The sequence below is a fragment of the Prauserella endophytica genome (assembly GCF_005146945.1).
Lineage (GTDB): Bacteria > Actinomycetota > Actinomycetes > Mycobacteriales > Pseudonocardiaceae > Prauserella_A > Prauserella_A endophytica.
In genome coordinates this window covers 91,618-103,801 of the sequence record NZ_SWMS01000012.1, presented here as the reverse complement: position 1 = coordinate 103,801, position 12,184 = coordinate 91,618, and the positions used below count along the sequence as shown (strand labels likewise).

At 69.1% G+C, this 12,184-nt stretch carries 14 protein-coding genes; 6 read left to right on the top strand and 8 right to left on the bottom strand.

From position 1 onward, the window contains the following. Positions 1–75: 75 nt before the first annotated feature. Positions 76–744: an SGNH/GDSL hydrolase family protein gene (locus tag FCN18_RS21670; protein WP_113645170.1), complete on the bottom strand. Its 669-nt coding sequence runs from the start codon at positions 742–744 to the stop codon at positions 76–78. A gap of 142 nt (positions 745–886) precedes the next feature. Between FCN18_RS21670 and FCN18_RS21665 the strand changes: the two genes are divergently transcribed. After that, complete coding sequence (locus FCN18_RS21665; RefSeq protein WP_137095965.1) at positions 887–1,522, top strand: TetR/AcrR family transcriptional regulator; 636 nt, start codon at positions 887–889, stop codon at positions 1,520–1,522. 152 nt (positions 1,523–1,674) lie between these two features. On the opposite strand, the gene FCN18_RS21660 is transcribed toward FCN18_RS21665, so the two are convergent. Further along, on the bottom strand, positions 1,675–1,986 hold the full coding sequence (locus FCN18_RS21660) for a hypothetical protein (RefSeq protein ID WP_228714072.1): 312 nt from the start codon (positions 1,984–1,986) through the stop codon (positions 1,675–1,677). 353 nt (positions 1,987–2,339) lie between these two features. On the opposite strand from FCN18_RS21660, the gene FCN18_RS21655 reads away from it, so the two are divergent. Further along, entirely contained in the window at positions 2,340–2,981 is a 642-nt protein-coding gene (locus tag FCN18_RS21655; protein WP_137095964.1) for a DedA family protein, read from the top strand. Here FCN18_RS21655 and recQ read toward each other — a convergent pair. From recQ to FCN18_RS21640, 3 genes are all read right to left on the bottom strand, one after another. Further along, the gene (recQ, locus tag FCN18_RS21650) at positions 2,971–4,788 is read right to left on the bottom strand and encodes a DNA helicase RecQ (RefSeq protein ID WP_113645171.1); all 1,818 of its coding nucleotides are present in this window, start codon (positions 4,786–4,788) and stop codon (positions 2,971–2,973) included. The genes FCN18_RS21655 and recQ overlap by 11 nt on opposite strands. 159 nt (positions 4,789–4,947) lie before the next feature. After that, the gene (locus tag FCN18_RS21645; protein ID WP_113645172.1) at positions 4,948–5,745 is read right to left on the bottom strand and encodes an alpha/beta fold hydrolase; all 798 of its coding nucleotides are present in this window, start codon (positions 5,743–5,745) and stop codon (positions 4,948–4,950) included. Continuing rightward, a complete protein-coding gene (locus FCN18_RS21640; RefSeq protein WP_137095963.1) occupies positions 5,742–6,497 on the bottom strand; it encodes an SRPBCC family protein in 756 nt (251 codons plus the stop codon). The genes FCN18_RS21645 and FCN18_RS21640 overlap by 4 nt, the downstream gene beginning before the upstream one ends. A 487-nt stretch (positions 6,498–6,984) precedes the next feature. On the opposite strand from FCN18_RS21640, the gene FCN18_RS39825 reads away from it, so the two are divergent. From FCN18_RS39825 to FCN18_RS21625, 4 genes are all read left to right on the top strand, one after another. Next, a complete protein-coding gene (locus FCN18_RS39825) occupies positions 6,985–7,152 on the top strand; it encodes a hypothetical protein (protein ID WP_206077962.1) in 168 nt (55 codons plus the stop codon). A gap of 94 nt (positions 7,153–7,246) precedes the next feature. Next, a complete protein-coding gene (locus FCN18_RS39820; protein WP_206077961.1) occupies positions 7,247–7,867 on the top strand; it encodes an alpha-L-rhamnosidase-related protein in 621 nt (206 codons plus the stop codon). Then, the gene (locus FCN18_RS21630) at positions 7,827–8,039 is read left to right on the top strand and encodes a response regulator transcription factor (protein ID WP_369973663.1); all 213 of its coding nucleotides are present in this window, start codon (positions 7,827–7,829) and stop codon (positions 8,037–8,039) included. The genes FCN18_RS39820 and FCN18_RS21630 overlap by 41 nt, the downstream gene beginning before the upstream one ends. A gap of 257 nt (positions 8,040–8,296) precedes the next feature. Continuing rightward, a complete protein-coding gene (locus tag FCN18_RS21625; RefSeq protein ID WP_407675788.1) occupies positions 8,297–9,337 on the top strand; it encodes a M48 family metallopeptidase in 1,041 nt (346 codons plus the stop codon). A gap of 84 nt (positions 9,338–9,421) precedes the next feature. Here the strand turns inward: FCN18_RS21625 and FCN18_RS21620 are convergent, their stop codons facing one another. The 3 genes from FCN18_RS21620 to FCN18_RS21605 form a co-directional block, all read right to left on the bottom strand. Then, the gene (locus FCN18_RS21620) at positions 9,422–9,784 is read right to left on the bottom strand and encodes a YciI family protein (protein WP_112276410.1); all 363 of its coding nucleotides are present in this window, start codon (positions 9,782–9,784) and stop codon (positions 9,422–9,424) included. Between the two features lie 797 nt (positions 9,785–10,581). Further along, positions 10,582–11,073 carry a pyridoxamine 5'-phosphate oxidase family protein gene (locus FCN18_RS21610; RefSeq protein ID WP_137095962.1) on the bottom strand — a complete coding sequence of 164 codons (492 nt, stop codon included), beginning with the start codon at positions 11,071–11,073 and terminating at the stop codon, positions 10,582–10,584. A gap of 88 nt (positions 11,074–11,161) precedes the next feature. Further along, positions 11,162–12,058, bottom strand: a complete 897-nt coding sequence (locus FCN18_RS21605; RefSeq protein WP_137095961.1) for a cation:proton antiporter — start codon at positions 12,056–12,058, stop codon at positions 11,162–11,164. Positions 12,059–12,184: the final 126 nt, after the last annotated feature.

Genomic DNA, 12,184 nt, shown 5'->3' with positions numbered 1-12,184 from the left:
TGCCTGCGTTCAACGCAGTGAAGGTGGCCTTCACTGCCGCTGCAGTCAACCTTGGGCAGTCAAGCTCACCCACCTTCACTGCAAGTGGGCGGCAAGGAGGCGGACGGTCTCGGTGGCCGCGATGGCGTGGCCCCTGCCGTTGACGTGGATGCCGTCGGCGCTGTAGATCGACGCATCCGCCGAGGCTGGGTGTGAGGTCAGGTCCACATGCCACGCGCCCTCGCGCTCGGCGATCGCGCGCGTGCGGTCGGAAAGGTCGTGCAGCCGAGCCTCGAGCCCACCGGACACCTCGGATGCCAGCACCGGTGACCTGGTGATGTCGAACAGGCCGACCGTCACCACCGCGCGGCCCGACTCGCGCAGCGCGCGCACGATGCCCGTGAGCACCACCTCCACCGCGCCGGGGTCGTACGAGCGGCGCAGCATGTCGTTGCCGCCGCACGCCACCACCGCAAGGTCGGGTTCGAACGCGAGTGCCGGGGACAGTTGGAAGCGGCTCACCTCCTCGGCGAGCAGCCCGCGTTTGCCGAGGTTGAGGTACTCCAGCACGGGGTTGTGCGCGCGCAGCGCGGCGGCGACCCGGTCGGCCCACGGCACCGGCGGGTAGCCGTCGAGTAGGTCGCCGACGCCTTCGGCGACGCTGTCGCCCAGCACCGCGAACCGGCGCCACGGCGCGCCGGACAGCAGGGGGAACAGGACCTCGTCGGTCAGGCAGTGCGGATCGGTGTGCTCGCTCAGGCTCATCTCATCACCTCGAAGTAGGTGGACGGTCGTACAGTAAAACTTTCCCAGTTGAAGAGTCAATGTCTCGTCCAATGGAGCTTCACTTCTTGGACGGTCGTCCTATGCTTTAGGCTGGGGCGAGAAGCGAAGGGCAGGTGTCGTGATGGCCGGGCCGCGGGTCGACAAGCGCGTCGAGCGCGGGCAGCACTCCCGCAGGGCGATCCTCGACCGGGCCATGGACATCGCCTCTGTCGAAGGGCTCGAGAGCCTGTCCGTCCGGCGCCTCGCCGCCGAGCTGGAACTCAGCAAAAGCGGTGTGTTCGCGCAGTTCGGATCCAAGGAGGAGCTGCAGCTCGCGACGGTGCGCGCCGCGGTCGAGGTCTACGTCGACAAGGTCGTCCGGCCGGCGCGGAGGGCGCCGGCGGGGATCCGGCGGGTGCGCGCGCTGTGCGAGTGCTGGCTCGCGTACGCCACGGAACCGGTGTTTCCCGGTGGCTGCTTCTTCCTGTCGGTGGCGGCCGAGTTCGACGCCAGGCCGGGCCGGGTTCGTGACGCCGTGGCCGCGGCGCGCCGCGACTGGCAGCGCCTTTACGAACGGACCATCGACGAGGCTCGGGAACTCGGGGAGGTCACGCCGGAGACCGATGCCGCGCAATTGGCGTTCGAACTCGACGCATTGGCCAGGGGCGGCGGCCAGGACGCGCTGCTGCACGATGATTCAAAACTGTATGACCGCGTGCGGACCGCGTTACTGGTCCGGCTTCGTTCCGTCGCGACGGATTCCGCGCTGCTGGATTGACCCCGTCCGGCTTTCGACAACGATCGGCCGTCGAGTCGCCCTATTGTCGAATCCAAAAAGGATCAAGAAAGCGCATCGAGCGCGGGCGGGGCGTCCGCCCCACCCGCGCTCGAGTGTGTGTATGTGTGTGTTCGCGCTGAAGTTCCGGCGAATCAGTCCTCGGACTCGGCGACGCAGATGTCGTTGGCAGCCGCCTCGGTCTCGGCCGCAGGGGAGAGAAGCGGCACGCCGAGGCCGTTGAGCGCGTCGGCGACCTGGACGCCGAGGACGTTCACGTGGTTGTCGCAGACGCCGACGTTGTTGTCGTTGAGGACATCGTTGACGTTCACGAGGCCGATCTGGCCAGTGTGGTTCTGCTCCTTGTCCTTGTCGATCTCACCGCCGGCGAACGCGGGCGAGCCGATCATCATCAGTCCGGCCGCCGCCGCGGCGACAAATGCAGATTTCTTCAACACTTCAACCATTCCAATCGACTCGGTTTCGGTTTTGCTTCGGCCGCGTGATCACCGCAACCGGCGACGAAGTTACTCGTTGGCGAGCCTGTGTACAGCGGCGCATTTGCGGATCTTCTCACCCGACGTGGTTGTGATTCAGATCACATATGATCGATGTTTAGTGCCCGCCTAATCCGACGAGGAGCGACAACGCCATTTTCAGTCGTTCACTCTGGGTGTAGGTCATTGCCAGCGCGTGAATGGGGTGGCCACCTGCATTGGTGGTGGCGGGTGAGCAAGGGGTAATAAAGGGCGACACGCCAAATGGCCCGATAGGATGAAGAAATGCGACTTCCGGGTCCCGATTCGAAGGGGAATCGCCATTGCTGACCGACGTCCTCGACTGGTTGCGGGGCCTTCCCCCCGCCGGGCTGGTCGCCGCCGCGGGCCTGCTCGTGTTCGGGGAGTGCACCCTTGGGCTCGGCTTCGTCGCACCGGGCGAGACCGGACTGTTCATCCTGGGCACCACCGTCGGCAGCGTGCCCGAGTTCCTTCTGATGTGGTCGGTGACGACGTCCTGCGCGATCGCGGGCGATTCGGTCGGCTACCTGATCGGCTGGAAGCTCGGCCCGAAGCTGCGGCAGACCAAGGTCGTGCGCAGGCACGGAGCCGACGGCTGGGACCGCACCACCGACGTGCTGCGCAGGCGTGGTGCGTGGGCCGTGCTGATCGCGATCTTTCTGCCCGTGCTGCGCACGCTCATGCCCGCCGCCGCGGGCGCGGCCAGGCTTTCCTTGCGCAAGTTCCTGCCTGCCGTGGTGGTCGGCGCGGCGGCCTGGTGTGCGCTGCACATCGGCATCGGGGTCGCCGCCGGCGAGGCGGCCAGGCAGATCGAGAAGGCTGTCGGCGCGAGCGGCTGGATCGTGCTCGGCGTCGTCGTGGCCGTGGCCGCCGTGGTGATCGTGGTCCGGCGCAGGCGGGCCAGAACCCGGGAGACGAAGGACGCGGGGGACGCTACGCGCTGAGTGCCTCGAGCAGCTGCTCCCCGTACTTGGCCAGCTTGTTCTCGCCGACCCCGCTCACGCCGCCCAGCTCGGCGAGCGTGCTCGGCCGTTCCGTGGCGATCTGCCGCAAGGTCGCGTCGTGGAAGATCACGTACGCCGGGACGCCCTGCTCCTTCGCCGTCGCCGCCCGCCACGCGCGCAGCTTCTCGAACACCGGTGCCGCCTCCTCGGGCAACTCGGCGGTCTCGGCCCGGCGCGTGCGCGTGGACGCCTTCGCCGCCCGCTTGGGCTCGCGGCGCAGGAGTACCTGACGGCCCTGGTAAAGCACCTCGTCGCTGCCCGGCGTGGTCACCAGCGTCCCGTAGTCGCCCTCCACGGCGAGCAGGCCCTTGGCGAGCAGCTGCCGCACCACGCCGCGCCACTCGCTCTCGGCGAGTTCCGTGCCGACTCCGAACACGCTCAGCGAGTCGTGGTCGTGCTGGACGACCTTGCTGGTCTTGCGGCCGAGCAGGATGTCGATGATCTGGCCCGCGCCGAACTTCTGCCTGCGCTCGCGGCGCAGCCGCACGACCGTCGACAGCAGCTTCTGCGCCGCCACCGTGCCGTCCCACGACTCCGGCGGCGCCAGGCAGGTGTCGCAGTTGCCGCACGCGGCGCCGTCCTGACCGAAGTAGGCGAGCAGCTGCACCCGCCTGCACTCGACGGTCTCGCACAACGCGAGCATCGCGTCGAGGTGGGCGCTCTGCTTGCGCCGGTGTGCCGCGTCGCCCTCGGAGCCGTCGATCAGCTTGCGCTGCTGCACCACGTCCTGCAGGCCGTAGGCCAGCCACGCCGTCGAGGGCAGGCCGTCGCGCCCGGCGCGCCCGGTCTCCTGGTAGTAGCCCTCCACCGACTTCGGCAGGTCGAGGTGGGCGACGAAACGGACGTCCGGTTTGTCGATGCCCATGCCGAACGCGATCGTGGCGACCACCACGAGCCCGTCCTCCCGCAGGAACCGCGCCTGGTGCTCGGAGCGGGTTCGCGCGTCGAGTCCGGCGTGGTAGGGCAGCGCCTCGATCCCGTTGCGTACCAGGAAGTCCGCGGTCTCCTCCACCGACTTGCGGCTGAGACAGTAGACGATGCCCGCGTCGCCGGAGTGCTCGCTCCGCAGCAGGTCCAGCAACTGCTTCTTGGGCTCGTTCTTGGGGACGATGCGGTACTGGATGTTGGGGCGGTCGAAGCTCGCGACGAAGTGATGGGCGTCCTCGAGCTTCAGCCGCGACGCGATCTCCGCGTGCGTGGCCTTGGTGGCCGTGGCCGTGAGTGCGATGCGCGGCACGTCGGGCCAGCGCTCGTGCAGGTCGGACAGCGCGAGGTAGTCGGGCCGGAAGTCGTGCCCCCACTGGGAGACGCAGTGCGCCTCGTCGATCGCGAACAGCGCTACCTTGCCGCGGTCGAGCAACTGCAGCGTGGACTCCACCCGCAACCGTTCCGGCGCGAGGTACAGCAGGTCCAGCTCACCGGCGAGGAACTCGGCCTCGACCATGCGACGCTCGTCGGGATCCTGCGTCGAGTTGAGGAATCCCGCCCGCACGCCGAGCGCCCGCAGCGCGTCGACCTGGTCCTGCATGAGGGCGATGAGCGGTGAGATGACCACGCCGACGCCCTGCCGCACGAGTGCCGGGATCTGGTAGCACAGTGACTTGCCGCCGCCGGTGGGCATGAGCACGAGCGCGTCGCCACCGGAGGTGACGTGGTCGACGATCTCCTGCTGACCCTGCCGGAACGAGTCGTAGCCGAAGACCCGGTTGAGTACCTGCAGCGTCTCGGACACCTCGGGGGAAGTCACCCCCGCGATCCTACGGAAGCGGCGACGCCGCCCGGTGCCGCGGCTGCAGTGAAGGCCACCTTCACTGCGCCCGCCCGTCTCCCACCGCCGCCCAAGCGGAGGCGCTGCGCGCCGCTGTGTCTGATTCCACGCAGTGAAGGTGGCCTTCACTGCGGTTGGTCAGGGCTTCGAGAGGAAGTCGGCGAGCACCGGGGCCAGGACCTTTGCCTTGATCATGTGGGTCTGACCGGGGAGGGTGCGGTACTCGGCGCCGGGCAGGAGGTCGGCCAGCGCCTTGACGCCGTTTCGCATCCACGCCGGGCTCTTGCCTCCGTCGGCGACGAGCGTGGGCACTCCGACGCCGGTCCACCGGTTCTCCGGCAGCGGTTCGCCCTGCTGGTACGGCGTCACGAACGCGGCGTCGTAGGGCAGCGTCGGCGCCACGCCCTTGAGCTTGCGCCACACCGGCATAAGCCGCATCAGCGCGATCATGAAACCGGGAACCTCGACCTGGCGCATGAAGTTCGCGACGGCGTCGCCGGGCTTGCCCTGCGCGAGCGCCCGTTCGTACTGCGCGGCGAGGTCGGCCGGGATCGGTGGCCTGCTGCCGTCGACGATCAGCGGCGGCTCGTACATCGCCAGCCTGCGCACCGGCAGGCCGCTGTTCACCGCCTCCAGTGCCACCATCGCGCCCGACGAGGCGCCGAAGAGGTGCGCGGATCCGCCCGCCTCCTTCAGTAGTGCCGCGAGGTCCTCCAGCTCGCGCTCCACGGCGTACGGTTCGGTGTTGCCGCTCTCGCCCCGGCCCCTGCGGTCGTAGGTGTAGACGGTGAACGAGGGCGCCAGCTCCTTGGCGAGTGCCGTCATGGGTCCCTGTCCCCGGTAGCACATGGCGCCGTCGACGAGGATCAGCGGTTCGCCGCCGCCGATCCGGTCGTAGGCGATTCTGGTGCCGTCGGCGGAGGTCACGGTGCTCATCTGTCGTTGCCTTCCTGGGAGAGGCCGGCCAGCCAGGCCTGCCAGACGTTTTCGGTACGTGTGATGTCCACAGTGGAGAAATAGTGGTGGCCCGCCACGAGCGAGCCGTGGAAGCCCTGGAGGAAGCGGTACAGCGCGTCGGGGGTGCGGATGCCGAGCGTCTGCGAGTTCACGGAGTAGACCACGCCCTCGACGACGTCTCCGTCCACAGTGAACCGCGCCGCGTCGCCTTCGGAGACGTGCTCACCGAGGACGAGTGCCGCGCGCACGGCACTCCAGGTGCGCTCCCAGTCGCCGACCGGAGGGCCGAAGACGGTGAGCGGGGTCGCGACGCGGCCCGCGAAGTGCGTGAGGTAGGTGGCCAGGGTGCTGAAGAACAGTGCGCCACCCTTGCTCATGGCCTCGAACTCGTCGGCCCAGTCGTCGCCGGGGATGAAGCCACTCGTCACCATGCGGAGGACGGTGCTGCCGCCGCCCCGGCCTTCGATGAGGAACTCGTAGGCGACGAACCGGCCGTCCTCGGCCTGCTCGCCTCCGTAGGCCAGCCGCTTGCCCGGCTCCCACGAGGTGATCGGCGACTCGGGCGCGTACCCGCCGAACAGCGTGCGGACGGTGCCTCCCTCGCCGGGCTCGACGTCGTTGCGGCCCATGAACCACGAGTCGATGCCGGGGCCGGTCGCGATCGCGTCCCAGACCTGCTCCGGCGTCGCGTCCAGCGTGACCTCGTCGTGCTTCTCGAATCGGTGGCCCATGTCAGCTCTCCTGTCGTGTCGGACACGAGAACTGTCGCACCGACAACTTTTATTGTCAAGACTGATTCTGTTGTCGGGCTCGGTGCGTGTCTCGGCGGTCCTGTGGGGAAGTCGGACCAACCTCCGGCACGTGACAGACTTGAAACGATTCAGATTCAAGGCTTGAGCCGCAGGAATTCGTCCACGGGCTCGGCCGTCGGCGGCGTTCACGCTCCCCGCCGCGCAGGCGGAAGCCGCGCCGCCCTGCGGGCCGCGGGTCGAGTGCACCACGGTGGAGTACGCGCCCACCCTGGCGGGCGCCGATCCCGCCGAGCCGCGCCTCTCGTGGGGCTTGCCTGCTACGAGGCCCAGGTGCTCGACCCCGGCTTCGCCGCCTCCCGCCGAGGGGCTGGACCGAGCCCGGTTTCGACGACGGCGACTGGCAGGCGTCGGCCGCGCCGACGGGCGTGCTGCGCGCAGGACCACTGGCCCATCGAGGTGGCTCGCCGTGACCGCGCTCGGTGACTCCTGCCGCCCGGCTACGGCGGCAACCCGCCGGAGGACACGCGGTTCACCGCCGCCTACCTGTAACGCGCTGCTCGGCACGGCCGAGCTGGGCGACCTGCTCGGGCAGCGCGACGTGGCGACGCGCTGCCGGCCGTCGCCGACGGGCTGAAGGCCGCGCTCAACACCGCGTTCCTCGCCGGAGGGTCACTACCGCACCGCGAAGGATCCGGACTGCCGGCAGACGCTCAACGCGGTGCCCGCTCGTGTTCGGGCTCGTGCCGCCCGGCACCGAGGCGTCCGTGGTGGCGAGCCTCCCCGTCGACATCCGCGCCCGCGGCGACCATCTCAACACCGGCGTGCTCGGCACGAGTGTGCTGCTGCGGGTGCTCAGCGGGCACGGCCACGCTGACGTCGCGCACGCCATCGCGACTCAGCTCGCAGTGACTCCACGAGAACGTGGGCGGCTTGCTGCCAGGCGACGCGGGTCACGCGCGGTTCATGGTTCGGCCGGGCGCACGCGCGTGCCGTGGACGCGCACGTCCCTCGAGACCGTGCGCGGTGAGGTGAGCGCGGGATGGGCGCGCCTCGACGGCGAGCTACGGCTCACCGTGGTCCTGCCGGTGGGCGTGACGGCCGGGGCGCACGTGCCCCCGGCGGCCCGCGACGACGTTCATGCGCCGCGAGGACCCGGTTCGCGCGGACAGAACCCGGCTTTGCGGTGTACTCCGCCGGGCATGGCGAGTGGACGTTCACGAGCCGGAACCCTTGACACCCGGGAGCGCACACCGCAGGCTTGCAGCGCGAGTTTGAAACGATTTAGCGGACTCGGCCAGGGAGAGCGGCGTGGTGATTGCCAACGAAGGCGTTGCGCTGAGCAGAGATGAACTGACGTTGCTCCGGCTGCTGGCCAGTGGGCTGCCCATCGAGGCCATCGCAAGAAGACTCCAGCTCTCGGAACGCACCATCCGCAGGAGGCTGCGGGCGATGTGCGACCAGCTCGGGTTCCGCACCCCCATCGAGGCCGTGGTGTGGGCGGCCCGCCAGGGCCTGGTGTGACCGGCCGCGCCTGGCAGGGTCGGCTTCCATCCGGATTGCATGAACGGCTGGCGCTGCCACTGGTAGCGCCAGCCACGAGGCGTTGCGCCGCCTCGCACGTCGTCTCGCTGCCCTTTCGCCGCGACGGCTCGCTGATCAGCGCGGTGTCCTGGACGTCGCAGCCGGAGTCGATTCGTGGGAGCACCGTTTCCGCCAGCGCCTGATGGCTGTGTGTCAGGAATGTCCGTTACGCTGACGCCACAACGAAAGGGGCTGGGGTGGAGGAAAGCGCGGAGGTTTCCGCTTCGACGGGCAGAGTGCGCTTTCCGGGGATCAGTCCCAGGGCCTACGAGCACCCGGTGGACCGCGGCGCGCTCGCGACCCTGCGGATGGCGCCGGGCTTCGCCGAGGTGCTCAAGGCGATGGCGGGGCTCTTCCACGAGCGCGGCGAGCAGCTCATGGCGCTCGGTTCGGCCATCCGAGTGGGATCCGCGCAGTACCCCGAGATCGACCGGCTGCGCCGCGAGTGCGCGGAGGCCCTCGACGTCGGCCCGGTGCCCCAGGTGTTCGTCGCGCGGGGCGCGGAGGCCTACGCCATGACGATCGGCATGGACGAGCCGTTCGTCGTGCTGTCCACCGGGCTCGTCGAGCTGCTCGACGCCGAAGGCCTGCGGTTCGCGATCGGCCACGAGATGGGGCACGTCCTCTCCGGGCACGCCGTGTACCGGACCATGCTGCTGCGCCTCATCAAGCTGCAGCTGAGCATGTCGTGGACGCCGGTGAGCGCACTCGGTCTGCGCGCGGTGGTCGCCGCGCTCAACGAGTGGTTCCGCAAGGCGGAGCTCTCGTGCGACCGGGCGGGGCTGTTGTGCGGGCAGGACCCGCAGGCCGCGCTGCGGGCGCACGTCCTGCTGGCCGGTGGTGTGGACCCCGCGCAGGTCGACGTGCCGTCGTTCCTGCAGCAGGCGGCCGAGTACGAGAACGTGGAGGATATCCGCGACAGCCTGCTCAAGCTGCGCAACATCGAGCTGATGTCCCACCCGCTCGCCGTTGTCCGCGCTGCGGAGCTGCAGAAGTGGGCGGCGTCGCCGGAGTACCGCGCGGTTCTGGGCGGCGACTACCCGAGGCGCGACGGCGACGAGCCGCAGGCGACCTGGGCCTCCGACGTCAAGTCGGCCGCGAGGTCGTACAAGGACACCTTCACCGCATCGGCCGACCCGCTCGCGAAGGTGTTCGCCGACGTCGGCGAGGCCGTGTCCGGTGCGGCGGGCAAGGTCTGGGGCCGCTTTACCGGCAACGGCGACTCGGACAAGGCCTAGTGCCCAGCTGCCCAGCAGCTCGCCGGATCGCGAGGTCGGAGCCCGCCCTCCACACGGGCGAGCCCGTGCACCACCGCTGAGCGGTCACATCTCCAGCCCGCCGGGGCGCATCACGGGGCGCACCTCCACGTGGCACAGCTTCGAGTCGGGCATCTTCGCCGCGATCTCCACGGCGCGGTCGAGGGTCTCGCACTCCACGACGTAGTAGCCGGCGATGTGCTCCTTGACCTCGGCGAACGGCCCGTCCGTCGCCGTCACCACGTCGCCGCGCACGCGGACGGCCACCGAACGCGAGGGGTCGGCCAGCGCGTTGCCGCCCACCCACTCACCGGATTCCCGCAGCTCCTCGCCGAGCGCGGCGTGCTCCCGCCCGACCCGGTCCCGATCCTGCTGCGAAAGGGCATTCCACGACGCCGGGGAGCTGTAGATCATCAGCACGTATTTCATGGGATCCTCCTCTGGTGCCTCGCCTTCATGGTGAGGTCGAAGCCGTTCCGCGGGAATCGACCTGCCCGTAGGCGGCCTCGCGTCCCGCACCGGAGCGCGCCGCCGGCAGAAGTCCGGCTACGCGGCGGAGATATCCATCAAGCCGCAGACCATCGGCTACGGGCTCGTCGACCCACCCGTGGCGCTTTGCGCCTGGATCGTGGAGCGCGGTTGTGCTGAGAGAGCTTCAAGGACGTTTCGGACTTGTTCAGCCGTTGCACCACCGCCACCTGGTTCGTTAGGCCCCCAAGGCCACCTTTGTTGCGTTGAACGCAACAAAGGTGGCCTTGGGGGCCGGTCAGCCTGTCCCGAGTCGCACGAGGCTGCCGATCTCCAGCGCCGCCCTAGCCGATGGTGATGCCGGGCGGCTCCGCCGACGCACTCGGCAGCGCGCGGTGGTCGAAGCGGACGTGGCGACGGGCTTCCACGCGGCGTCGGTGAGCTCGAAGCGTTCCAGCAGTGCCGCGGCCCGCTGCCTGCGCCGGGTGCGTTGCCATCGTCGGCGCCGATCAGCGTGGATCGGATCTGGACCGTGGTGGTCTTGCCGGGTCGGTTGGGGCCGAGCAGCGCGAAGGTCGTGCCCGTCGGGACGTGCAGGTCGATGCCGTCGAGCAAGCGATGCTCGCCGTACGACCTGCGCAGCGCGCTCACCGCGATCGCCGCTGGGTAGAAACGGTGGTCACGGTCTCCTCGTCTCGTCCGGTGGCCTCTGGCGGCCACGACGGGAACGAGGATGGGGGGCTGGATTCACCGCGGTTTCACCGCTTTTCGACCACCCGTTCCTGCTCGCCGGGCTTCCATACCGTGATCTCGAGGTGGTCGCCGCGAACCTCTACCGCCGAGCCGCCGACGATGTCGGCCGCGTAGAAGTGGTCGAACTCCTGGCCACGCAGGTCGAACCCGGTCTCCTCGTACAGCGCGGTGGCCCAGCGCTGGTGCAGGTCCCGGTCACGGACGTCCTCGACCACGCCCCATAGCTTCGCGTCGCCCTCCTTGACCTCGGTGTCGACGGTCGCGGTGTGCAGGCAGAAGCGGGGATCGCGGGCGAGGTCGCGGAATTTGGTGGTGCCGGGCATGCCGACGAGCCAGAGTTGCCCCTCGAAGAACCGCGGCTCCAGCGGGCTGATGCGGGGGAACCCGTCCGAACGCAGCGTCGCGAGCAGGCAGAGGTTCCCGGTGGCGGCGTGGCGGCGGGCGAACACCCCGGCGGTCCGTGGTGCGGCGTCAGCGAACTCTTTCCAGGTGACCATGGGTGCGGACGCTACGCCGAAACCCTGTCAGCGACTGTCAAGGTTCTCGTGCCGAGGAGATTGAGCGGCGGGCCGGTCATCAACGTGGTCAGGATGGCCATGACCACCATGAGCGAGTAGAAGTGCTGGTCGAGCACGCTGAGTTGAAACCAACTCGGTGACGCGGACTCGCGGCGGTCGATGCGATGCAGGCGCGCAGGGCCGTAGAGGCCTGCGAACTTGCCATCAACCGCGACAAGCACAGCAGCCCGAGCAGTGCTGCGAGAGCAAATGTCGACAAGCCGACTTCATGTTGGCGACGAAGAAGTACACGGGCAGGAGCCCGTCGATGTGACTGATCCTGGTGGTGAGGTCCGGCGTGGCCGCCGTGCGGGGGGCGCGAGGCCGAACAGAAAGCCCCGAAGACGAGGCGCAGTCCCATCCACTCGGTGAGCGCCGACGAGGCGAGCACCCCGGCGACGATGACGGTCCTGTCGCAGACGGCGGCGTTGGCGATCGAAAGGCCGCCGAGCCTACTGTCGCTGAGCCAGCGATCGGCGAGAATCCTTGCCAGGACGGGAAAGGAGGTCGCGGACATGGCGACGCCGAGGAATAGCGTGAAGACGGCTGATCGCCGTCGTCGTACAACCCGAGCGCCGAGCAGCACACCGAGCGCGAAGGCTACGCGCACGGATCCGAGCGACACGCTCACGACGCCCCGCCCGCGCTCCCGCACGAGCCGCCGTTCGAGCTCCAACCCGATGAGGAACATGAACAACGCGATACCGACGTTGGCGAGCGCGTTGAGCAGGGGGGAGGATGTGGGCGGGAAAGAGGAACCCGGAGTGCGCCTCGCCGAACAAGGTGGGCCAGAGCAACACGCCACCGACGAGCTCTCCGACCACACCCGGCTGCCAAGCCGTCTTGCCAGCGCGCCCATCACCCGCGCAACAGTGAGCACAACGGCGAGCGAGAGCAACAGCGAACTGACCCGCGTTGTCGTCATCAGGCGAGCATGGAAAGGCCTTGCCCAAGGCCGAGGAGTTTGTGAGAAATTCCCACATCTGTTGACCTTGCTCTCCCACCGGCAGAGCACGGAGTCGCGGCCGTCTCCGACCTGTTCGCATCACTC